Origin of the sequence: Limnobaculum parvum, assembly GCF_003096015.2 — a bacterium.
Taxonomy (GTDB): domain Bacteria; phylum Pseudomonadota; class Gammaproteobacteria; order Enterobacterales; family Enterobacteriaceae; genus Limnobaculum; species Limnobaculum parvum.
In genome coordinates, this window is record NZ_CP029185.2 from 2,526,878 (window position 1) to 2,551,757 (window position 24,880).

Consider the following 24,880-nt stretch of genomic DNA (forward strand, 5'->3'; position numbering starts at 1 on the left):
GAAATATTCACACACAAAATTACATCTTTTTCTCAATTGTAAAATAGTTAAAAAACCTTTCTCACCGATAAATATAAAATTAATTAAACCATAGCTAATTCAATAAATTATAAAAAACACCCCACCTTCAAACACACCTTTAAAAAATAAATAAGCATTTTTAAAAAATAGAAAATGGAGTCATTCAATAAAAAACACCCATTAAATAAAATAAAAAAATTAGAATTAATACAATGCACTTAATCCAATGAAAACAACAACATAAAAACCATTAAATGAAAATAAATACAACATATTTGATTTGGATTTGATTGTCTAATTTAATCAAAACCCCATACAAATTATCAAAATATATAAAAGAAAAGGCTCATCAATCGTGAATTGACGAGCCTTCTGACTAAAAAAGACCTTTGGCTATGTGTTATAGCCCATCATTTCCAGCAGTTGCTGGGCCTGTTGTATGGCTTCCTGACGGTGAGTAACGCCGATTTTCTGATACAAATTACGGATATGGGTTTTGATAGTGGTAGAAGCAACGCCCAGTTCTCCCGCGATTTGATCGTTACTGTAACCGGAATAGATTAGCCCTAGAACCTGCCACTCGCGATGGGTTAACTGACTGGTGCGAATCAGCTCAGGCGTTTGGGCATTATTCAGCAGTTGATGAACAAAGTTCTCATCAAAATGGGCAAACTTATGCCGATAATGCTGATTAAGCTCGCGTAAAATACGCTGAGCATGGTGTTGATTCTGTTCAGATAAGCTATTTAGCTGCAATAGCTGGCGCAATTGCTGGGCCATACTTTCGCCTTCAATGACGAAGTTGCTAATAAGGCCGGTACGATAGGCCAGCGTCAGCGCTTCAATCAGCATCTGCTGCGCCTCACCCTTCTGCCCTTTATGCCAGTAAAGCATATTGCAGAGTATCAGATTACGCCCCAGCTCACTGACCAACTGTAGCTGCCGCGCACTCTTAATGATATCCAGCAGGATGACTTCCGCTTCATCATACAAACCTAGCAACAACTGAGCCCGTATAATATTGCGCCATTGCCCATGTTGAAAATGATTGTAGGCTCCGGTCGGCCGTTGAGTCCGATGTAGCCAACTGGCAGCGGCGGCCCGGTCATCCGTCATTTGCCAATAAATTACTCGCGGTTTATCGGCATTAGTTTGCCAGTCGCTGTGGTACTGAGCATTACTTAGCAGGTTTTCACAGCGATAGAGATAATGACGGGCATTATCCAAATTGCCGCGAGCTAAAAAGCATTTAGCCAGCAGCGCCAGACACTGTAACTGCTGCTGCCCATTGTCTAAAATTTCTATTCCTTTGCGAGTAGCCAGTTCAGCCTCATCAAGGCGCGACCACTGCCATAATAGCTGAGCACGTAAACGCAGCAGAAACTCATGCATTGGTAACTGTTGTAGGTTGAACTCATCCACCAGCACAAAGGCTTTTTCCTGTATTTCATAAGCCGCTTGTACAAAACCTTGAGCCAACAGAATTTCACTCTGTTGCAGCAGCGCCCAGAGCGCGTAGTGATAAATTTCAAAGTGACGGGCCATCTGCTCGGTTTGCTGCATCATACTGAGCGCTTCGATTAGATTACCTTTGCAGTGCATCACTTCGCCAATCACCGATGTGGCAACAATTCGCCCGTAATAGCTGTCCGGCGCTAGATTTTCAATCGCTGTCATAGCCAGCATTTCCGCTTCATCTAGCGCTTCAGAATTAATGGCGATTTGTGCGCGCAAAACGTCAAATTCGGCGTATAACCAAGGTTCAATCTCTATTTGTTTTGCTGCGATCTCTTTTTCTGCTTTAGTGAGTAGCAGATTGACTTCCGCATGGCGATGTTGACTCTGAGCCAACCAAGCCTGTAGCAAAATGAGTTTCGGTTTCTCTATCAGATAATCGTAAGGTAGTGCACTAATGCACTCTTCCAGTAGTTCCAGCTCACCGTGATTAAACAGTGACCAAGCGTGCTGTAGCAAAATATCCCGCAGTAATTCAAGGTTATTCGCGCTTAGGGCGTGATAAATGGCCTCAGCGGAATAGCCCATGTTCAGCCACCCTTCGGCTGCCGCTTTGTGGATTTCAGGAAGCGCCTGAGCCAGTTCATTTTGACTGCGCTGATGTAAAAAACTGGCAAACAGAGGGTGAAAACTGAACCACTCTCCCCGATTGTCCATGCGCTGAATAAACAGCCCCTGACGCTCCGTCTCTTCGAGTCGCGCCTGACTTCGGTCTTCACCCGTGATACAAGTAATCAGCTCCGCATTCATCGAACGTAACACCGAACAACGTAGTAGAAATGAACGCGTTACTGCATCGGTACGATCGAGCACTTCATCAACCAAATAATCATACAGATAGCGAACATTAAGCCCAGAAAGGCGTTTTGTTGACGGCTTAACCGATTTCCCCGATTGGTGAGTGGAAAGCGCAATTAATTGCAGCGCCGTTGCCCAACCGGCTACTTCATCGCACAATCGGTGCGACTCTTCCACCGATACTGGCGTTTCAAGACGGCAATCAAAAAAATCTTTCGCTTCATCATGCGTAAACGCCAGATGCTGGCTATCAATCTCTAGCAGTTGGCCATGTACCCGTAATTTCGCAACACCCAGTGAAGGAAGATTGCGCGACAAAATCACCAGCGTGAGATTTTCTGGCTGATGTTGTAAAAAGAAACGCATGCCATCATGAATAACGTCATTGGTAATCAGGTGATAGTCATCAATAACCAGATACAACGGCTGCCGCCATTCAGATAACTCAACAAACAGCTGAGAAAACAGTGCGGTAATACTGGTGTATTGGTGCTTTTGCGTTAAGGTTTCGCTTTTCTCACAGTGCCCATTGGTAGCCTGTTGCACTGCGGAAACTAAATAGCTGGCAAAGCGTTGTGGTTGATTATCGCTTTCATCCAATGAATACCACCCCAAATAAGGCATTTCAGAAGCCCATTGGGTTATCATCGTGGTTTTTCCATAACCTGCCGGGCTCGTTACCAGTATCAAGCGATAGTCGAATGCATTGGACAATTTATTCAGTAAACGGTGACGTATCACTACGTGGGATTGTCTAACTGGACGGCTTAACTTCGATGGAATTAGCATATAATCAGACTCGCATCTTAATTTATATATTTAAATACAATTAGTTATAGCACAGATAATTTACTTTGCACGCCAGCCCAATACATCTGACTGTATCTCAATTTAACCCTAACCTGAGGTTATATGAACAAGCCCGGAGTCACAGTTCCAACTTTCTGTTTTGATGCCTGTCTGATATTAGTCGCATACTCTATTTTTATCCGCCCCCTAATCGATAATTTTGTCCCTGAGAGAATAAAAATCACCGTATGAATATGGTCCGGCTACGCCCCTCTCCTCCTCCCTAACTAATCCCCCTCGGGATGATGCTCTCCACCTGCATCAATGACAGCATGAGCACGACTCTATAATTAACAAAATCAGAGGCCCTACCTACTATGCAAACATTTAATACCGCGCAGTTTCATGACAGTCTGGCCCGTCAATGGCGAAGCTTTGGTCTGCAATCCGCGCAACAGATGACTCAACACCAATGGTGGCAAGCGCTCAGCCGAACATTAAACGAATTACTGCCGCTGCAAGCTACCGCTCCGAATACTCAGCAACGGCAAGTTAACTATATCTCGATGGAATTTTTGATTGGTCGATTAACCGGTAATAACCTGCTCAACCTCGGGCTATATCAACAGATAAAAACCGCGCTGGCCGACTATCACGTTGACCTCACCGATCTATTAGAGCAGGAAGTCGATCCTGCACTGGGTAACGGCGGCTTGGGTCGTCTGGCTGCCTGTTTTCTGGACTCAATGGCAACAATTGGTCAATCGGCCATTAGCTATGGTTTGAATTATCAATATGGCTTGTTCCGTCAGTCATTCAAGCAAGGACACCAGCATGAGTCCCCTGATAATTGGATGCGTGAACACTATCCTTGGTTTACCCGTAATGAGACGCTAAATGTACCGGTTAACTTTGGCGGCAAGCTGGTTAAAAATGCCCAAGGCGTTGAACGCTGGGAACCCGCTTTAACGCTGGTGGGTGAAGCTTGGGATCTGCCGGTGGTGGGTTATCAAAATGGGGTGGTTCAAACTTTAAGATTATGGCAATCCACCCACAGCACACCTTTCGACCTCACGCTGTTTAATGATGGTAAATTCCTTCAGTCGGAGCGACTGGGTATTGAAGCGGCAAAACTGACCAAAGTTCTCTATCCAAATGATAATCATACTGCGGGTAAACGCCTGCGTCTGATGCAGCAATATTTCCAGTGCGCCTGTTCTGTGGCGGATATTTTGCGTCGTCACCATCTAGCAGGACATAAAATTGAACAGTTGGCGGACTATCAAGTCATCCAATTAAATGATACTCACCCCACAATCGCCATTCCTGAACTGATGCGTATTCTGCTGGACGAGCATCAGATGAGCTGGGATAAAGCTTGGGCTATCGTCAGCAAAACCTTTGCTTACACCAACCATACCCTGATGCCGGAAGCCCTCGAGTGCTGGAGTGCTTCACTGATGCAAAGTCTGCTGCCGCGCCACTTTGCCATTATTAAGCAAATTGATGCTCACTTTAAACCGCTGGTAGAGAAAACTTGGCCAAAAGATAAAGCCGTATGGGAAAAACTCTGTGTGGTTCATAACCGTCAGGTACGCATGGGCAACCTGTGTGTTATCGGTGGTTCTGCGGTGAATGGCGTTGCCGCCCTGCACTCCGAGCTAGTGGTGAAAGACCTGTTTCCTGAATATAACCAGCTATGGCCAAACAAATTCCATAACGTGACCAATGGCATCACGCCACGCCGCTGGTTAAAACAGTGTAATCCCGCGTTGGCATCACTGGTTGATGACGCCATTGGTACCGGTTGGGTAACGGATTTAGACCAGTTGAAAAAGCTGGAGCCTTTTATTGGCGATGCCGCTTTCCGTCAACGCTATCAGCAAATCAAAGATGACAATAAACAATATCTGGCGCGCTATGTGAAGCAGGTTACCGGCCTGATCATTAACCCTGATGCCATATTTGACGTACAGATAAAGCGGTTGCATGAATACAAACGCCAGCACCTTAATCTGTTGCATATTCTTTCTCTTTATCGCCAATTACGGGATAACCCATCGCTGGATATTCCACCGAGAGTATTTATTTTTGCCGCAAAAGCCGCTCCGGGATATTACTTAGCAAAAAATATTATTTATGCCATTAATTGCGTGGCGGAAAAAATCAATAACGACCCGCTGGTTAACCAGAAGCTACAAGTGGTATTTATTCCTGACTATAAAGTATCGGTCGCTGAGTTGATTATCCCTGCCGCCGACGTGTCTGAGCAGATCTCTACTGCGGGTAAAGAAGCATCAGGTACCGGTAATATGAAGCTGGCACTGAACGGGGCGCTAACCATTGGTACACTGGATGGCGCTAACGTAGAAATTGCCCAAGAAGTCGGGAACGAAAATATCTTTATTTTTGGTCATACCGTTGAGCAGGTTAATGCCTTAAAAGCCTCTGGCTATGACCCGCTGAAGTGGCGTAAGAAGGATAAGCATCTGGATGAGATTCTGAAAGAACTTTCCAGCGGCATCTTCACTCAGGGGAATAAACATGCCTTCGATCTGATGCTAAACAGTCTGGGCAGCGGCGGCGATCCGTATCTGGTTCTGGCTGATTTCGCAGACTACTGCGAGGCACAGAAACGTATGGGTGAGCACTTTATCGATCGCGACCTCTGGACGAGAACGACGATTCTGAATACCGCTCGTGTTGGTATGTTCAGTTCTGACCGTTCTATCCGTGACTATCAGCAGCGTATTTGGCAACGCAAAGCATAAGCAGGTATGTATGAAGAAAGAACAGTCACTCCTAGAGCAAACGGCCACCGCCGCAGGCATATCAAACAGCTATCTGAATGCCTATGGCCAACCCGAGATCATCAGCGATGAGGTGAAACAGCTATTGCTATCAGCAATGCAATTCACTCTGCCGGACGATAAAGAGGGGGAGCCACTTCCCCCGGTTATTGTGTTACGACAAGACAGTACGTTCTCTTTGCCACTGGCTTTTGAAGCACAGTGGCAGCTTACTTTGGAGCAAGGGGAATTACAGCAGGGAAACGTGGCTAAAGGTAAACCGTTAAAGTTACCGACCGATCTACCCTGCGGTTATCACCAGTTAACGCTGACCCGAGATCAGCAACAGTGGCGCTGTCAGGTTATTGTCGCACCAGAACGCTGTTATGAACCTGCGCCACTCCATCATCACCAAAAGCTGTGGGGAACCTGCGTGCAGATGTATACCCTCCGCTCGGATCGCAACTGGGGGATTGGTGATTTTGGTGATGTTCAACAACTGCTGAAAAGTATTGCTGAACGAGGCGGAGCCTTTGTTGGGCTGAATCCTATTCATGCCCTCTACCCGGCCAACCCTGAATTTTGCAGCCCTTATAGCCCGTCTTCCCGTCGCTGGTTAAATATTATCTATATTGATATCAATCAGGTGGATGATTTTCACCACAGTTCTAAGGCTCAAAAATGGTGGCAGCAGTCCGCTACTCAGAAAAAGTTAGCCGAGCTGCGTAAAGTGGAATGGGTTGATTATACCGGCGTGATGTCATTAAAGTTGGCGGCGCTAAAATTAGCCTATCAGCAATTTATTACCCGTCCGGAAAGAGATACATCACAGCGTGAATTCAGCGAGTTTGTGGCGCAGGGCGGTGATGACTTACGCTATCAGGCAATTTTTGATGCATTATCGGTTCATTTGGTACAGGAAGGCCACGCTTGGCAATGGTATCAGTGGCCGATGGACTACCAAGATAGTCAGAACCCTGAGGTCAGCCAGTTCGCTCAAGAGCATGCTTTTGAAGTGTCATTTTATCTGTGGCTGCAATGGTTAGCTCACCAGCAGTTAAGTGAATGCTACCGTCTTTCCCGTAAATTGAAGATGTCCATTGGCTTATACCGTGATTTGGCGGTGGGGGTTGCTCAGGAAAGTGCCGATGCTTGGAAAGACCGTTCCCTGTATTGCTTCAGTGCTTCCGTCGGCGCGCCACCGGATATTCTTGGGCCACTCGGGCAAAACTGGGCGCTACCGCCAATGAGACCCCATGTGATGGTAGAACGTGCCTATCAGCCATTTATTGACCTGTTACGAGGCAATATGACTCAGTGCGGTGCATTGCGTATCGATCATGTGATGTCATTGCTACGTTTGTGGTGGATCCCTCAGGGAGAAAGCGCTAAAAACGGTGCTTATGTGCATTATCCGGTTGATGATTTATTGGCGATTCTGGCGCTGGAAAGTCAACGGCATCACTGTATGGTCATCGGTGAAGACTTGGGGATTGTACCTAAGGATATTGTCAGCAAATTAAGCACCGGTGGTGTTTACTCCTACAAAATTCTGTTTTTTGAACAAGATGAACAAAATCAATTAACCCCACCAGAGGACTATCTACCCCAGGCGATGGCAACGGCAACCACCCATGATATGCCGACACTTAAAGGTTACTGGCAGTGCGGCGATTTAGCACTGGGTAAGCAACTGGGCCTCTACCCTAACCCATTGGCGCTGGCGCAAATCTATCAGGAACGAGAGCTTACCAAGCAGGGTATTCTGAACAGTTTGCATCGCTATTACTGTGTACCTAAAAGTATGCGTAAAACGGTGAAAGATATGCCGATGTCTCCGGAACTTAACCGCGGTTTGTTACGCTATTTAGCGTTGACGGATAGCGCTCTGGTGGGAATTCAGTTAGAGGACTTATTGGATATGTCGGAACCAGTGAACGTACCGGGCACCTATAAGGAATATCCAAACTGGCGTCGTAAGCTGACAAACTCACTGGAGAATATGTTTGCTGATTTATCGATACGTCGTGTGTTGAATGATATGGATAGCAAGAGACAGTTGGCGGCGACTCGGAAACCAAAGCGGAAATAGCGGTGAGGCTAATAACATTACGGGCCATCATTTGATGGCCCGTAATGTTTAATTGGTTTTTGAGGATATTCCGGCTGGTAGACCGTCTGTACGTTAAGCCAGAGTACGTCAGCCTTGCCAACGCTTAGCTTTTGGATAATTGGGAACTGAGGATATTCCGGCCGTAAACACGATCTTGCGTATATCACCGTTGTGCTCGGCCGGAAGACCGTTTGTACTTTGCTCTAGTGCGCTTCGGGCCTAGTCTGCCTAGGGGCACTCCGGCAGCTAAAGCTGCTACGACCCCAACGGCAGCCTCTCCCTCCGATTAGCAATGCTAACTGTCAGTCAGGTGATTCATTCAGGCATTTATTTTTTATATATTGCCCTTTGCCCTTTGCCCTTTGCCCTTTGCCCTTTGCCCTTTGCCCTTTGCCCTTTGCCCTTCAGGTTAAAGCATCCGAATGTTGCCTCAGCCAATAAAAAAGTAGCACGACCAACACGGATGTTGGTCGAGGCGCAGCGACGTCTGGAGCGGCTCTGCGCCGGTGCGTCGACTTTTTTATTGGCTGAGGTTGCCGCCGCAATGCGGCGGTCAACAATCGGCTGCGCAGGCGCGGGGAGTGCAGAGGGGCGTTCGCCCCAATGCCCCTCTGCTCGACGCAAACACCACCGTCGAGATAAACACTGAACCAAAAGCGGCGAAACTTACACCACCCCAGAACATTCAAAAAGGGGCGGTCAACAGTCGGCTGCGCAGGCGCGGGGAATGCAGAGGGCGTTCGCCCTAACGCCCCTTTGCTCGACGCAAACACCACCGTCGAGATAAACACTGAACCAAAGGCGGCGAAACTTACACCACTACAACCACCCCAGAACATTCAAAAAGCGGTGGTCAACAGTCGGCTGCGCAGGCGCGGGGAGTGCAGAGGGGCGTTCGCCCTAACGCCCCTTTGCTCGACGCAAACACCACCGTCGAGATAAACACTGAACCAAAGGCGGCGAAACTTACACCACTACAACCACCCCAGAACATTCAAAAAGCAGCGGTCAGCAATCGGCTACGCAGGCGCGGGGAATGCAGAGGGGCGTTCGCCCTAACGCCCCTCTGCTCGACGCAAACACCACCGTTGTAGTGGTCTAATAAACACTGAACCAAAGGCGGCGAAACTTACTCATGCCCGGCCACCACTCAGTAGCCGGGCAATACTTCATTGGCAGATAATATTGACTCAAAATCTAATCATTGGAAAATGAGTTATTTCTTCGCCTTAACACTCCCAACAAACGTCTCTCTCGCCGTTGTCGATCCCAATCTCTCCGCTTCATCCAGCAGCTTCAGTGCTTTATCAATATCGCCCTGCTTCACCGCAGCGCGAATACTTTGGTTAAAGTAGGTTTCGGTATCTGTCAGCACTTTTTCTGGCGCTGCATGCGCTTTCGCTACCGGTGCCGCCGCTGGCGCAGGAATGACGGCTGTAGCCGCCGCATCTGATGAGGATGCTGGCATTAATTGACCGATCATCACATTGCCATTTTGCTGATCAGATTTAACAACAACCTTCAGCGTCCCCTGCTCACTGTGTTGAGCAATAGGGTCCGGAATATCTGGCACTGCATTCCCCACGCCCTTGGCATAAGCTTTGGCTGGGGCGGTTAATTTGGTGGTCTGTTGCAGGTCTTTATTGGTGGTATACACCAGCATGTAGATCTGCTGTTGGCCTAAGGCTGGCGTCAGGCGCAACGTGCCTTGTAGGCGATCGGAATCCATAACTTCAGGACCGGCGTAAGTAAATCGCTCGCTAGGATAATATGCCGCCGGGCGCATTTGCTCGTCCAATACTAAAACGTTCGGTGCATAAACGCTTTTATTGTCGACTAGGCTGGATAATGTGATTTCCAACGTACCGCGATTAGCCGGTAGCGCAATGGTGGCAATCGCACCACGAATATCCCCCTGAGACAGTTGAGGTGATGCCGCATTCAGCTTGATAGTTTGAGTAGTCGGTGGAACTAGCGACTGCCAAGGTAACTGCTGTAGCTTACTGCCAGAAAGTGTAGGAGCGGTTGTCACGCTCTCCGGGGCCTGAACGTTATCACTGAACAGCGATACCGCCTGCGCCTGACTGCTCATGCCGCTGACCAGTGCCAGCGCTAAACATAAGGCCAGATATTTGTTATTCATTATTTTTTCCCTCTGAAAGTAACAAAAGACTCATACAACAGAAAAATGGCAGACGTTGAACAGCACATCATTCACGCCTGCCATTGGGACATCAGATGTTATTACCACCAAGCTTCGAATTGAACACCGAAGGAAAATTCATCGTTATTTCCACGGCTGTAGGTTTTAGTCGAGGTATCATTAGTGGCAACACCGTCGTTATATCCCCACTTCTCATCCCAATTTGCATAGGTACCAAATACGCGAATGGCCGGACGGGACCAAATGCTGTTACCTGCTTGCCATTGTTGTGCCAGCGTAATTTTATACTGACTGTTACGATCGCCCGTATTCTGAGCCTTCACATTATCATAGCCAGCTTCCAGCAAGGTGCTCATAATTGGTGTCCATTTGTACATTGGACGCACACCAACGGTGTACCACGTTGAGCCATTACTGTTATCAAGATCGGTATCCTGATACATAGCGACGTACATCAGATCCCAATCCTGCGCCAGAGAGATAGCACCGTGATCCAATACGCGGACCATACTGCCGTTATTATTCACGCTGGCACCCTGAGAGTGACCGGTATTCCAAGAAGTCATTGAATCTGTTGCATACTGAACCACAAACTTGTTAAAACCACTTAACATACTTTGAGTATGTTCTGCGGTGAACATAGCACCATCTTTTGAAGCATCATCCGCTAAAGAGTAGCCATCGCGTGCATTGGCGCGACCATAGTCAACACCCAGCTCCAGTACGCCATCCGGGTTGGTATTCAGGTTGGCTAAACGAATGTCAAACACGTCGTTAGCGGTAGGGACTTCATCCGCCTGTCCATCAATCCAACCGTGAGAACCACCGGCTTCGGTATCGCGCGTCACCGCCATAGACAATTTACCAAAGCCCAGATCGATATTTTCAAGCCCCGCTCCCGGACCTGAAATATCCCAGTAGTAAAAGTCGATCATATGTACATCGTGACGCTGGTAGAAACGCTTACCGGCCCACATGGTTGAACCAGGCAACCAGTCGATCAGGTTTTCACCCTTCACGTTAATTTCACGGAATGCCGGATCGGTTGCTTCCCAGTCGTTTGCCTGATCGATTGAGTAAGCTACGTTGCTGTCCAGATAAAACTTCTTATCGCCTTCTTGCCATAATTGTTGCCCTAGCTTCAATTCTGCGTAGGTTTCACATTCGTTACCTAAACGGTACTTACTCTGTGCTCCCGTTGCTTGGAAACACTGCTGGTCACCACCATCTCCTGACCAGCCAATACCAGAACGAGCATAACCATGAAAATCAACAGCCAGTGCCTGAGTTGCAAAAACACCTGCTGCAACGGCTAAAGAAAGTTGTAACTTGCGGGACACGACCATCGTAGTTCTCCTATGATGCCACTTAGTGGCAATATGTTTATTTAAACGCCCAGCTCTCTATGTAACCGTTGACAGGCCCTGCCATCGCTGTGAAATAGGTGACAGCGTTGTGGCGGTAAACCAATCGCAAAGGTGGAGCCTTCTTTTACCAAAACAACGTCGTTCTGACGGTAAATCAGGTTTTGTCCGATCGACGGAATTTGGATATGTATCTGTGTTTCATTGCCTAACTGCTCTACTACCTGTACTTCTCCCTCCAGCGTGACATCTGCAATCTCACTGGTTGTTAAATGTTCAGGCCGGATCCCCAGAGACATATTGGTCCCCACCTGAACTCCATGACTGTCTACCGGCAGCCAAACCTGCTGCCCGTTTGGTAATGCGATTTGAACTTGTTCAATGGCCGTCGCGGTGACTTTCACCGGTAGGAAATTCATTTTTGGCGAACCAATGAAACCCGCGACGAAACGATTCGCCGGATAGTGATATAGCGCCAATGGTTTACCGACCTGAGCAATTCGCCCGGCATCCAGCACCACGATTTTGTCCGCCAGCGTCATCGCCTCCACCTGATCGTGAGTAACGTAAATCATGGTGCGCTTCAGGCGGTTATGGAGACGGGAAATTTCGATACGCATCTGAACCCGCAGTGCGGCATCCAAATTAGAAAGCGGTTCATCCAGCAGAAAAACTTCTGGCTCCGCCACCAGCGTTCGGCCAATCGCCACGCGCTGGCGCTGCCCTCCCGATAGCTCTTTTGGCCGTCGATCCAGCATATGACCCAGTTGCAGCATCTCTGCAACTTGCGTCACGCGGTGCTTAATTTCGCTTTTAGGTGCTTTAGCCAACTTCAGGCCAAAAGACATGTTGTCTGCCACAGAAAGATGGGGATACAGCGCGTAAGACTGGAAAACCATTCCAATTCCACGCTGTGCCGGTGGTACCTCATTCATTCTTTTACCGTTGATGGTCAGTTCGCCGGAGGTAATATCTTCCAGGCCAGCAATCATGCGTAGCAAAGTAGATTTGCCACAGCCCGATGGGCCAACGAATACGACGAACTCACCATCATCGATTTCAAGATTAATGTCCCTGGAAATGACAACATCACCGAATGCCTTACTTACATTGCTTAGCGTGACATTGGCCATAATTAGCTCCTCTCTGTTTGTCGGTCTCTGTGGTCATACTCAACCAACCGATAAATTGGTATGGCTGCGATATTGCATAAAAAATCGCAAGTACAAATCATCCACTGGAAGGTTTTTTATGGGGGGAGGAGGTGGGAGGATGAGCTAAACAGAGGGGAGATGAATCCTCCCCTGATGAGAGAAAGATTGTGAATTTACTCACAAATTAATCACAGGCTTTATGTGATGACGCGCACAAAATGCGTTGCAAATGCCACACGCATCACACAAAGGTATTGGAGGGCATAGAAAAGAGGAGGATGCCTTTTATTCACGCACGGCGGCAACATAGTTACCGTGTAAATGTCTTTGCCTTGGCAACCGTATATCGATTGCCATCCAGACTACCTGACTAAATTGAAAGAAGGATAACTATGATGTTCCGTATACTAAACGCTGCACGTCGTCATACCCAACGTCCACTGGCGGTTTCTAAGGTGGCAACCATTTCTGCCCTAGTCGCACTTTGTCTCTCCAGCTCAGCGATGGCCAAAATTGAAGCAGGCAAATTGGTTATCTGGATCAATGGCGATAAAGGATACAACGGTCTGGCTGAAGTCGGGAAGAAATTTGAAAAGGATACCGGCATTAGCGTCACCGTTGAACACCCGGATAAGATGGAAGAGAAGTATCCTCAGGTTGCAGCAACGGGCGATGGCCCTGACATCATTTTCTGGGCTCATGACCGTTTTGGTGGTTATGCTGAATCCGGACTTCTGGCAGAAGTGACCCCGTCCAAAGCCCTGCAGGATAAAATTGCGCCTTTCACTTGGGATGCGCTGCGTTATAAAGGCAAACTGATTGGCTACCCTATCGCAGTAGAATCGTTAGCACTGATCTACAACAAAGACTTATTACCCGAACCACCAAAAACTTGGGAAGAAGTCACCGCTCTGGATACTAAACTGCGCGCTAAAGGTAAAAGCGCCATCATGTGGAATCTACAAGAGCCCTACTTCACCTGGCCACTTATCGCTGCTGACGGCGGCTATGCCTTCAAGTTCGAAAACGGTCACTATAACGTGAAAAACGTTGGCGTAAATAATACCGGAGCACAAGCTGGGCTACAGTTCTTGGTTGATCTGGTGAAAAACAAACACATCAATCCTGATACGGATTATTCCGTGGCTGAAGCTGGCTTTATTAAGGGTGAAACCGCTATGACCATTAATGGTCCGTGGTCATGGGGCAATTTGGATAAAGCCAAAATTAACTATGGCGTCACTATGCTGCCAAGTTTTAAAGGCAAGCCATCTAAACCATTTGTTGGCGTGCTTTCTGCTGGAATTAACACCGCCAGTCCCAACAAAGATCTGGCGAAAGAATTTCTGGAAAACTACCTGCTGACCGATGAAGGATTAACGCTGGTGAATAACGACAAGATGCTGGGTGCTGTGGCACTGAAATCCTATCAGGAGAAGCTAGAAAAAGATCCGCGCATCGCCGCTACCATGAACAACGCTCAAAAAGGCGAAATCATGCCAAACATTCCGCAAATGAGCGGGTTTTGGTATGCCGAACGCAGCGCTATTCTGAATGCGATCCACGGTCGTCAGACTGTTCCTGCCGCATTAAAAGATGTTGAAACTCGTATTACCAAGTAAATCTGTAACACAGCGGTGCAGATAACTGCACCGCTGTTAACGACCGAATGTTTGTAGTCTCCCGGGCCACCCAAAGGAGTTCGTCATGTCTGTTATTCAAACCGAATTACCGCAAGGAAACGGAAGAGTTAGCCTGGGGAACGGCCTGAAGTGGTTAATCATTACGCTTTTTGCTTTGTTTGCATGCTATCTGGTTGTGCTGATGTATGCACAGGGTGAATATTTATTTGCCATCCTAACCCTGATATTGGTGGGTTTAGGCCTGTATGTGTTTGCTAGCTCACGAACTTATGCTTGGCGCTATGTGTATCCGGGGATGGCGGGAATGGGACTATTTGTGCTGTTTCCTTTAGCCTGTACCATCGCCATTGCTTTTACTAACTACAGCAGCGTCAATCAGCTAACCTTTGAACGCGCCCAATCGGTACTGTTACAAAACCAGTTTACTTCTGGACATGCCTATAACTTTTCCCTCTATTCGGAAGGTCAAAAATGGCGTCTTTTTCTTAATGATACACAAAATGAGATGCTGCTTTCCGAAGCGTTTGATCTCAACGCGCTTCCGCCGACCCTAACCGTAGAAAAAATCACTGCGGCTCCAGCAGGAGAAGCCGCACCTTTGCGCGTAGTTATTCAAAACAACAAACAGCTTGGTACTCTGTCAGTTCAACTACCAGAAGAAAAAGTATTGCGCATGAGTTCACTGCGCCAGTTTTCTGAAATTCAATCGTTGTATGTGCTCGCAGAAGACCAAAAGACCCTGCTAAACCAGCAAACCGGCGTTCGCTACCTACCCAATGAAGAAACGGGATTTTATCAGGCTGTCAATGCCCAAGGTCAGTGGCAAAGCGAAGTGCTAAGCCCCGGTTTTACCGTTACCGTTGGCTGGAAAAACTTCCTGACGGTGATGTTTGATGAAGGGATTCAAAAACCCTTTATCTCTATTTTTATCTGGACTATCGCTTTCTCTCTGCTGACCGTGATATTTACCGTGGCCGTGGGCATGATATTAGCCTGTGTTGTCCAGTGGGAGGCGCTGAAAGGCCGGGCCATTTATCGGGTGCTATTAATTCTGCCTTACGCCGTTCCCTCTTTTATCTCTATTCTGATCTTTAAAGGGCTGTTCAACCAAAGCTTTGGTGAGATCAATATGATGCTAGAAGCGCTATTTGGCATCAAACCAGCCTGGTTTAACGATCCGGTGATGGCACGCAGCATGATCGTGATCGTTAATATCTGGCTGGGCTATCCCTACATGATGATTCTATGCATGGGGCTGTTGAAGACTATTCCCGATGATTTATATGAAGCCGCGGCGATGGATGGTGCAAATTTGTTCCAGAACTTTTTTCGTATCACCTTCCCGCTATTAATTAAACCGCTAACACCGCTGATGATTGCCAGCTTCGCGTTTAACTTTAATAACTTTGTATTGATTCAGTTACTCACCAATGGCGGTCCCGATCGAATAGGTACCACTACACCGGCTGGTTATACCGACTTATTGGTTAGCTTCACTTACCGTATGGCTTTCGAAGGCAGCGGCGGACAAAACTTTGGCTTGGCAGCGGCTATCGCCACCCTGATTTTCTTACTGGTAGGCGCATTGGCGATTATCAATCTGAAAGCATCACGTATGAACTTTGATTAAGGAAGGATAACAATATGGCAATGGTTCAACCTAAATCTCAGCGATTGCGTATCGGTCTTACCCATTTTCTGATGCTGTGTTTTATTGCACTGATCATGTTTCCGCTACTGATGGTTATCGCAATTTCTCTGCGCTCGGGTAACTTTGCAACCGGCAGTTTAATCCCTGAACAGATATCTTGGGAACACTGGAAACTGGCGCTGGGGTTTAGCGTAACTGATGCCAGCGGTAAAGTGACGCCACCGCCCTTCCCCGTTTTGCTGTGGTTATGGAACTCCGTCAAAATTGCGGTTATTACATCAATCGGCATCGTGGCCCTGTCAACCACCTGCGCTTATGCTTTTGCACGTATGCACTTTCGCGGTAAAAGTACTCTGCTAAAAAGTATGCTGATATTTCAGATGTTCCCAGCCGTACTCTCTTTAGTCGCGTTGTATGCATTGTTTGACCGTCTGGGACAATATGTTCCCATGCTGGGATTGAACACGCATGGTGGGGTGATATTTGCCTATCTGGGAGGAATCGCCCTGCACGTATGGACGATTAAAGGTTATTTCGAAACGATTGATGGCAGCCTAGAAGAAGCGGCTGCATTAGATGGGGCCACGCCATGGCAGGCTTTCCGTTTGGTTCTGCTGCCGCTGTCGGTGCCCATTCTGGCAGTGGTATTTATCTTGTCGTTTATTGCTGCTATCACCGAAGTACCGGTAGCGTCATTGCTGTTACGCGATGTAAACAGCTATACGTTGGCAGTAGGCATGCAGCAATATCTCAACCCACAAAACTATTTGTGGGGAGATTTTGCCGCTGCCGCCGTGTTGTCCGCTATCCCAATTACCGTTGTCTTCCTGCTGGCCCAGCGCTGGTTAGTGAGTGGCCTCACGGCAGGCGGTGTAAAAGGATAGTGTTTTTAAGCTGCATCCCTCATTGTTGTCTTTGTATCACTTCAGCGGTCTTTCTGGCCGCTTTTTTTATTGATATTTGTGATGCGGTACGTTGAAACCATCAGCACGATACTGGTGATATTGCCAAACTGATTGAGCACGCTGTAAACGGGTTTAATAAGTCACTTAATGAATCCAATCTCCTGTGCCTTACAAAACCCTCAGAAGGTGTTTCTGGCGCTATATTGGTGACTTAAGGAACGCAGGCTCTAATTCTATATCAGCGGCATAGAGATACTCGCTCACAGGAAATAATGAGCGCATAGAGAATCAACCGCTAAACCGTAGAGCAGCTAGGAATGGAAAAATATTAATTTTTGGACATAAAAAAAGATACCTTTCGGTATCTGCAAACTTCAAGATGGTGCACCCGAGAGGATTCGAACCTCTGACCGCTCGGTTCGTAGCCGAGTACTCTATCCAGCTGAGCTACGGGTGCTCTTTAATTCTTTAAAACAAATACTACAAGGCATTTGTTTTCATGACAAACGCTGTTATTAAAACAACAGAGTGAAGTATGGTGCACCCGAGAGGATTCGAACCTCTGACCGCTCGGTTCGTAGCCGAGTACTCTATCCAGCTGAGCTACGGGTGCTCTTTAATTCTTTGAAACAGATACTACGACAACATCTGTTTTTGATACGAATGCCGTTACTATAACAGCACTGTAAAATATGGTGCACCCGAGAGGATTCGAACCTCTGACCGCTCGGTTCGTAGCCGAGTACTCTATCCAGCTGAGCTACGGGTGCAGATTATAACAGCGTAGTAAATGGCGGTGAGGGAGGGATTCGAACCCTCGATGCAGCTTTTGACCGCATACTCCCTTAGCAGGGGAGCGCCTTCAGCCTCTCGGCCACCTCACCGTGTTCTTACTATCTGCAGGTTGCTAAACATTTAAAATGTTTATTAACACTGCGTGGCGCACATATTACTTTCCCGAACTTATAAGTCAAATACTTTTTCGTTCATTAGGTTCGTTTGTGCACTAAGCAAACAACACGAACACTTTGTCAGCAAAAAATCGTGCTTTTGTGGCTAAACCTGGGAATAAAACAAGGGTATAAATAAGACGTAATAACAAAAAAAATTGGCGTATTGCGCAAAAAACAACGCGCCTTACTTTCTATAACTGCAAGTAAAGCGCGTTAATGGATTAAAAAGTCGATTGCTGTGACTTTTCAGCCTGAATTCGCTGGTAAATCTCTTCACGGTGAACAGATACTTCTTTCGGCGCATTAACACCAATACGAACTTGATTACCTTTTACGCCCAGAACAGTAACAGTTACTTCATCACCGATCATCAGCGTCTCACCAACTCGACGAGTTAGAATAAGCATTCTTTGCTCCTTGACAGATTAAACAACCATTGCATCTCTTTGTGCATCCTGCCCATTATCCATGATATGTCCTAAGAACGTAAGCTATAAATCCGGTAGATTCACTAGCATCACGGTATTCATTCAGCCAATAATCAAGATAAGAACACGCATACGCCTAAGTTTAGCTAATTTTTGTAATTTTGTACTAAATTGTTTCAACTAAAAATATCAGACAATTCCGCAGGTTCTAATATGATAAAGCGCGTAATCATACAAACCTGCGGAATCTCCTATTTCTATAGTTTAGCCGCAACCCAATTTTCGACCGTTGCCAGTGCAGCCGGTAATGCTGCCACATCGGTACCGCCCGCCTGAGCCATATCAGGACGACCGCCACCTTTACCACCCACTAACTCCGCAACAGGGCTAATCAGGTCACCAGCTTTTACGCGATCAACCAGATCTTTGGTAACGCCAGCAATTAAACTAACTTTATCATCATGTACCGTTGCCAATACGATGATACCGGAGCCCAGTTGATTCTTAATATCATCAACCATGGTGCGCAGCATTTTTGGCTCAACGTTTTGCAGATTGCTAACCAGCAGCTTAACCCCTTTCACGTCTACCGCTTTGCTGACCAACGATGAGCTTTCCTGAGCGGCCAGTTGATCTTTTAACTGTTGAAGCTCTTTCTCAACGCCTTTGGCGTGTTCTAGCAGGCTTTTCACTTTCTCAATCAAGCTGTTGCTGTCACCTTTGACCAATGACGCAACTTCGCTCAGTACGTCACTTTGCTGATGCATGGAAACTATCGCGTTTTCACCGGTGACGGCTTCAATACGGCGCACACCAGCAGCAATACCTGATTCCGACGTGATACGGAACAAGCCAATATTACCGGTCGCTTCGGTATGAGTACCACCGCATAGTTCAGTTGAGAAATCGCCCATCGAGAGTACGCGAACTTTGTCATCGTACTTCTCGCCAAAAAGCGCCATTGCGCCTTTGGCTCGCGCATCGTCCAAATCCATGATATTGGTTTCTACCTGCAAGTTACGGCGAATTTGTTGATTGACTAAATCTTCAACAGCACGAACCTGTTCAGGTTTCATCGCTTCAGGATGGGAGAAATCAAAACGCAGATAGTTGTCATTAACCAGAGAACCTTTCTGTGCAACATGCTCACCTAAAATCTGACGCAATGCAGCATGCAGTAAGTGGGTTGCCGAGTGGTTCAGGCGAATACGTCCACGACGTACCACATCGACCAGAGCATCAACACTATCACCCACTTTCAGTTCGCCCTGAATCAAGCGACCAACGTGACCCGTTGCCTGACCATATTTTTGTGTGTCCAGCACGTCAAACGTGCTATTGGCAGACTTCAGTATACCCTGATCGCCAACCTGACCACCTGACTCGCCGTAGAATGGTGTACTGTCCAGCACCACTACCGCTTCCTGACCGCTCTTAATCTCTTTAACTTCATTACCAGCAACAAATAGAGCAATAACTTTTGATGACTGTTCCAGACGCTCATAGCCGCTAAAACAAGTTTCACCGTTGACGCGAATTAATTTACTGTAGTCAGCACTAAAACCGCTAGATTCACGAGCACGGCGACGCTGCTCTTCCATCGCCTTTTCAAAACCGACTTCATCAACTTTAATATTGCGCTCACGGCAAACGTCAGCAGTTAAATCCAGCGGGAAACCAAAGGTATCGTACAGGCGGAATGCGGTTTCACCCGCCAACGTATCCCCCGTTAATTTGCTCAGTTCATCATCCAGCAGCGTTAAACCACGCTCCAGAGTACGGGCAAACTGCTCTTCTTCCGTTTTCAGCGTTTGTTCAACCATCGCCTGCTGGCGGCGCAGCTCATCAGCAGCGCTACCCATAACGCTAATTAACGGCGCCACTAACTTATAGAAGAACGTTTCCGTCGCGCCCAGCATGTGCCCATGACGTACCGCACGGCGAATAATACGGCGTAATACGTAGCCACGGCCTTCATTGGATGGCATAACGCCATCAGAAATCAGGAAAGCACAAGAGCGAATATGATCGGCAATAACCCGTAAAGACTTACTGCTCAAGTCAGTGGCTTTCGTGGTTTTAACCGCAGCATCAATCAGGGTGCGGAATAGATCGATATCGTAGTTAGAGTTGACATGCTGTAGAACCGCCGTAATGCGCTCTAAGCCCATACCGGTATCAACAGAAGGCTTCGGCAATGGCAGCATAGTTCCGTCGGTTTGACGGTTGAACTGCATAAATACGATATTCCAGATCTCAATATAACGGTCGCCATCTTCTTCTGGTGAACCCGGCGGGCCACCCCAGATGTGATCGCCATGGTCAAAAAAGATCTCAGTACATGGACCGCAAGGACCGGTATCACCCATCTGCCAGAAGTTATCTGATGCGTAAGCGCCACCTTTGTTATCACCAATACGGATGATTCTTTCACGAGGAATGCCGATCTCTTTTTCCCAGATTTCGTAAGCTTCGTCGTCCGTCGCATACACGGTCACCCACAGCTTTTCTTTCGGCAGGTTAAACCATTGAGCGCCGGTAAGTAGCTCCCAGGCGAAATTGATAGCGTCGTGCTTAAAGTAATCACCAAAACTAAAGTTACCCAGCATTTCAAAGAAGGTGTGGTGACGGGCGGTATAACCTACGTTTTCTAAGTCATTATGTTTACCACCGGCACGGACACAACGCTGAGAAGTCGTTGCCCGAGTATAGGCACGCTTATCCAGCCCAAGAAATACATCTTTAAACTGGTTCATTCCTGCGTTAGTAAACAGAAGAGTAGGATCGTTATGCGGCACTAAAGAGCTGCTGTCGACAACCTGGTGCCCTTTACTATTAAAGAAATCGAGAAACGCTTGACGGATCTCAGCGGTGCTCTTGCTCATATAATTTCCAATATCTGGCTAAAATGAAGGCGATTCGTAAGTTAAGCACGAAAAATCAGAAGTAAACGTCTTATTTACGAATTAAAAGTAGCAATAAGATAAAATTTCTTTGATGGGAAGTAAATCCGCAGAGGATTTATTATTCAGAATCGCTGAAAACTAATTGAATTTCGTCCTGAGCAAAGCCGCGATAAGCCAGATAACGCTGTATTTTTGAGCGTTCTTTCCAATCCGTTGGGATATCATGACCAAAACGCTGGGCCGCAACTTTTTTTGCTTTCTCATACCAATCAATACCGCACTCTTGCATTGCTTGGGAAATATCATCCCGGTCGATACCCTTCTGCTGCAATTCCGACTGAATACGCTGACGGCCGTAACCTTTATGGCTGCGGCTGATAATAAACTTACGGGAGTATTCTGCATCGTTAAGCCAGTTGTACTGGTGACAATACTCAATGGCCTGATCGATGGATTCTTTGGAGATGGGATCTTTTTCTGCGGTGCGATCGAAAAAAGAATGCGCCGCAAGTTTACGGCGCATCTCTTGTTCACTATAGTCACGCTGGGCTAATAACCGCATTACTCGTGGTAATAGTGATTTCATAACTAATCAACTCGTTACAACTTAAACTTACAGTTGAAATTAAAACTCTTCGCCTTCTGGCAGCTCTGCATCATCTTCTTCAACATCAGACACTGCTGGCACAAACGGGTTGGTAGTCAGCAATAATTCACGCAGGCGTTTTTCCAGATCGTTAGAAATTGCCGGGTTTTCCTGCAAGAATTTCATTGAATTGGCTTTGCCCTGACCAATTTTGTCACCGTTATAGGCATACCATGCGCCAGATTTATCTACCAGCTTATGTTTAACCCCCAGATCGATCAGTTCGCTCTCTTTAGAGATACCGCTGCCGTACAGAATTTGGAAGTCTGCCTGACGGAATGGTGCAGATATCTTATTCTTCACCACTTTAACGCGCGTTTCGTTACCAACCACTTCTTCCCCATCTTTAATCGCACCTACACGGCGAATATCCAGACGGACAGAAGCGTAGAACTTCAGTGCGTTACCACCGGTAGTGGTTTCAGGGTTACCAAACATCACGCCAATCTTCATACGGATCTGGTTAATAAAAATCACCAGACATTTTGCGTTCTTGATATTACCGGTTAACTTACGCAGTGCCTGAGACATTAAACGTGCCTGCAGACCAACGTGAGAGTCTCCCATTTCGCCTTCAATTTCAGCTTTTGGTGTTAACGCGGCAACGGAGTCAATGATGATAACGTCAACAGCACCAGAACGAACTAACGCGTCACAAATCTCCAACGCCTGCTCACCGGTATCCGGTTGAGAGATCAATAAATCATCAACCTGTACACCCAGTTTGGCGGCGTAAATTGGGTCCAGAGCATGTTCTGCATCGATAAAGGCACAGGTTTTGCCTTCTCTTTGTGCCTGCGCGATCACCGACAGCGTCAGCGTGGTTTTACCTGAAGATTCTGGCCCGAAGATTTCAACTACGCGCCCCATCGGTAAACCACCAATTCCTAACGCAACGTCCAGACTCAGTGAACCGGTAGAAACAGACTCAACATCAAGAGATTGAGTGTCACCCAAACGCATGATTGAACCTTTACCAAACTGCTTTTCAATCTGTCCTAATGCGGCGGCAAGCGCTCTTTGTTTGTTGTCGTCCATTATGCGGCTCCGTAGTTATCAAATGTGGTCATAAAGTTATATGAGACTTTATTTCTAAAGCGATGAAGTGATTATACTGTATAATCATACAGTATCAAGTCAGTTTTAAATAAATTTTTCCAGCACGACCGTCAAGGCATATTCTACCGCCTGTTGACGGACCTGATGGCGGTTGCCATTAAAGCGCCTTTTACGGGCAATCACTACCCCATCACGATTCGCCCAGCCAAACCAAACGGTACCTACAGGCTTTTCAGCACTCCCCCCATCCGGCCCGGCAATACCGCTAACTGAAATAGCAATATCTGCACGAGCGGCCTTCAGTGCACCGGTAGCCATTTCTCTCACCGTTTGTTCACTAACCGCGCCCCACCGAGAAAGCGTCTGTTGGTTAACGCCTAGTAGTTGCTGTTTAGCCTGGTTACTGTAAGTGACAAAACCACGATCGAAGTAGGCTGAACTCCCGGCAATCTCAGTAAAATAAGCCGCAATCAAACCACCGGTGCAAGACTCAGCACAAGTGATCCACTGACCTGTCGCAACAAGGCGTTGGCCTATCTGCTGACTCAACGTACAGATTCTGGTGTCCAATATTGATACTCCCTTGCGGTGGGCTGCTCATCTCAAGGCCTGAGAACGCCTGTCTCAGGCTTTGTTCGCCGTTAAGAATATTACCATATCTGAACAACTACCAGAGAATCAAACCTGCGAGTGCCGATATGCAAAACGTCTTCCAATTTTTCTCTAAATATTAAAAAAGGAGCACATCTGTGCTCCTTTTCTGCTAATAATCATCCATTATCTGGCACGTTTAACCGCTTCACCTAGCTGCCATACCGCCATTGCATAATGTGCACTGTGGTTGTAGCGAGTAATGGTGTAGAAGTTTGGTAGACCGTACCAATATTCATAGTTGCTGCCCATATCAAAGCGTAACAGGCTAGCTTCCTGATAGCCGCCAAGGGAGCTTTGTGGTCTAAGCCCTGCGGAAGCCAGCGTTGAAAGCGGATAGCTGGTGTTAAAGCCCTGCTTTAGTGAAGGTGCCTCACCAATGCCCGGTACGGCAATCGGGGCGCCTTTAGTCCAGCCGTGTGCTTTAAAATAATGCGCTACGCTGCCGATAGCATCTTCCGGATCCCACAGATTGACATGACCGTTGCCATTGAAATCCACCGCATAGTCTTTAAACGATGATGGCATAAATTGACCATATCCCATGGCCCCTGCATAAGAACCACGTAGAGAAAGCGGATCGTTTCCTTCTTTGCGGGCCATCAGCAGAAAGGTTTCCAGCTCACCGCTGAAATACTCAGCGCGGCGTGGGTAATCAAAAGAGAGCGTTGCCAGCGCATCAATAATGCGAGTTTTACCCATTACGCGACCCCAGCGGGTCTCTACCCCGATAATACCAACGATAATTTCGGGTGGAACGCCATATTGCTGCCAAGCACGTTGCAAGGCTCCTTCATACTGATTCCAGAACACCACGCCATTTTGTACGTTGTCAGACGTGATGAACTTGCTGCGATAGCGAATCCATGAACCGTTTGGTACTGATGGTTGACCGGTGCTCACCGTAGTAGACGGTGCCTGTTTGTCCATCAATCTGATGACGGAATCCAGCCTTTTAGTCTGACCGAATACGCTTTGTAGCTGTTGGCGATCAAAACCGTGTACCTGCACCATCTTATCAATAAAGCGAGTCGCGGCTGGGTTATAGGCAAAATCACCGTCTGCCAAATGGTTGGCATGTTCAGCCTCAAGCTGAAAACCGCCTTTTACGGGATATACATCAGAACGCTGTGTTGTTCCAGATGTAGACGTAAGAACGGGAGAGGTGGGCTTAGGCTTGCTGCTACAGGCAGAAAGCAACAGGATTAAAGGTAAAAAAGCAGCCAAATAACGCATCAAATATCCATATAACCAAACAAAAAAGAATGGTGCCTATGGTAAGGCATTATCTGCCATGAACAAACAGGAATATGCCTGACCTGTTGCACAAC

The 24,880-nt window shown here is 47.2% G+C and carries 15 protein-coding genes and 4 tRNA genes; 5 read left to right on the forward strand and 14 right to left on the reverse strand.

Annotated elements, in window-relative coordinates; genetic code table 11:
• Nucleotides 1-414: 414 nt before the first annotated feature.
• Nucleotides 415-3,123, reverse strand: a complete 2,709-nt coding sequence (malT, locus tag HYN51_RS10585; protein WP_108899990.1) for an HTH-type transcriptional regulator MalT — start codon at nt 3,121-3,123, stop codon at nt 415-417.
• 377 nt (nt 3,124-3,500) lie between these two features.
• On the opposite strand from malT, the gene malP reads away from it, so the two are divergent.
• Both malP and malQ read left to right on the forward strand, forming a co-directional pair.
• Nucleotides 3,501-5,894, forward strand: coding sequence for a maltodextrin phosphorylase (malP, locus tag HYN51_RS10590; protein WP_108899991.1), 2,394 nt, complete (start codon nt 3,501-3,503; stop codon nt 5,892-5,894).
• Nucleotides 5,895-5,904: 10 nt separating this feature from the next.
• The gene (gene malQ / locus HYN51_RS10595) at nt 5,905-8,004 is read left to right on the forward strand and encodes a 4-alpha-glucanotransferase (RefSeq protein ID WP_108899992.1); all 2,100 of its coding nucleotides are present in this window, start codon (nt 5,905-5,907) and stop codon (nt 8,002-8,004) included.
• 1,237 nt (nt 8,005-9,241) lie between these two features.
• Here the strand turns inward: malQ and malM are convergent.
• The 3 genes from malM to malK all read right to left on the reverse strand — a co-directional run bounded on the left by malM (nt 9,242) and on the right by malK (nt 12,686).
• The gene (malM, locus tag HYN51_RS10600) at nt 9,242-10,168 is read right to left on the reverse strand and encodes a maltose operon protein MalM (RefSeq protein ID WP_108899993.1); all 927 of its coding nucleotides are present in this window, start codon (nt 10,166-10,168) and stop codon (nt 9,242-9,244) included.
• Between the two features lie 101 nt (nt 10,169-10,269).
• Entirely contained in the window at nt 10,270-11,535 is a 1,266-nt protein-coding gene (locus tag HYN51_RS10605) for a maltoporin (protein ID WP_108899994.1), read from the reverse strand.
• Between the two features lie 41 nt (nt 11,536-11,576).
• Entirely contained in the window at nt 11,577-12,686 is a 1,110-nt protein-coding gene (gene malK, locus HYN51_RS10610; RefSeq protein WP_108899995.1) for a maltose/maltodextrin ABC transporter ATP-binding protein MalK, read from the reverse strand.
• A 413-nt stretch (nt 12,687-13,099) separates the two neighbouring features.
• On the opposite strand from malK, the gene malE reads away from it, so the two are divergent.
• From malE to malG, 3 genes are all read left to right on the forward strand, one after another.
• Nucleotides 13,100-14,329: a maltose/maltodextrin ABC transporter substrate-binding protein MalE gene (gene malE, locus HYN51_RS10615; protein ID WP_407936321.1), complete on the forward strand. Its 1,230-nt coding sequence runs from the start codon at nt 13,100-13,102 to the stop codon at nt 14,327-14,329.
• Nucleotides 14,330-14,414: 85 nt separating this feature from the next.
• Entirely contained in the window at nt 14,415-15,980 is a 1,566-nt protein-coding gene (gene malF, locus HYN51_RS10620) for a maltose ABC transporter permease MalF (protein WP_108899997.1), read from the forward strand.
• Nucleotides 15,981-15,994: 14 nt separating this feature from the next.
• A complete protein-coding gene (malG, locus tag HYN51_RS10625; protein ID WP_108899998.1) occupies nt 15,995-16,885 on the forward strand; it encodes a maltose ABC transporter permease MalG in 891 nt (296 codons plus the stop codon).
• 401 nt (nt 16,886-17,286) lie between these two features.
• Here malG and HYN51_RS10630 read toward each other — a convergent pair.
• The 10 genes from HYN51_RS10630 to mltB form a co-directional block, all read right to left on the reverse strand.
• Nucleotides 17,287-17,363: transfer RNA gene (locus HYN51_RS10630), tRNA-Arg, on the reverse strand.
• A gap of 79 nt (nt 17,364-17,442) precedes the next feature.
• A tRNA-Arg gene (locus HYN51_RS10635) sits at nt 17,443-17,519 on the reverse strand.
• A gap of 80 nt (nt 17,520-17,599) precedes the next feature.
• Nucleotides 17,600-17,676, reverse strand: a tRNA-Arg gene (locus tag HYN51_RS10640).
• 21 nt (nt 17,677-17,697) lie between these two features.
• Nucleotides 17,698-17,790: transfer RNA gene (locus tag HYN51_RS10645), tRNA-Ser, on the reverse strand.
• 290 nt (nt 17,791-18,080) lie between these two features.
• The gene (gene csrA, locus HYN51_RS10650) at nt 18,081-18,266 is read right to left on the reverse strand and encodes a carbon storage regulator CsrA (protein WP_027275176.1); all 186 of its coding nucleotides are present in this window, start codon (nt 18,264-18,266) and stop codon (nt 18,081-18,083) included.
• Between the two features lie 278 nt (nt 18,267-18,544).
• A complete protein-coding gene (gene alaS, locus HYN51_RS10655; RefSeq protein ID WP_108899999.1) occupies nt 18,545-21,172 on the reverse strand; it encodes an alanine--tRNA ligase in 2,628 nt (875 codons plus the stop codon).
• Between the two features lie 139 nt (nt 21,173-21,311).
• Nucleotides 21,312-21,779 carry a regulatory protein RecX gene (locus HYN51_RS10660; protein WP_108900000.1) on the reverse strand — a complete coding sequence of 156 codons (468 nt, stop codon included), beginning with the start codon at nt 21,777-21,779 and terminating at the stop codon, nt 21,312-21,314.
• Nucleotides 21,780-21,818: 39 nt separating this feature from the next.
• Nucleotides 21,819-22,877 (reverse strand): recombinase RecA, encoded by a 1,059-nt coding sequence (recA, locus tag HYN51_RS10665; RefSeq protein WP_108900001.1) that lies wholly within the window; start codon nt 22,875-22,877, stop codon nt 21,819-21,821.
• Between the two features lie 105 nt (nt 22,878-22,982).
• The gene (gene pncC / locus HYN51_RS10670) at nt 22,983-23,471 is read right to left on the reverse strand and encodes a nicotinamide-nucleotide amidase (RefSeq protein WP_108900002.1); all 489 of its coding nucleotides are present in this window, start codon (nt 23,469-23,471) and stop codon (nt 22,983-22,985) included.
• A gap of 204 nt (nt 23,472-23,675) precedes the next feature.
• The gene (gene mltB, locus HYN51_RS10675; RefSeq protein WP_108900003.1) at nt 23,676-24,785 is read right to left on the reverse strand and encodes a lytic murein transglycosylase B; all 1,110 of its coding nucleotides are present in this window, start codon (nt 24,783-24,785) and stop codon (nt 23,676-23,678) included.
• Nucleotides 24,786-24,880 lie beyond the last annotated feature (95 nt).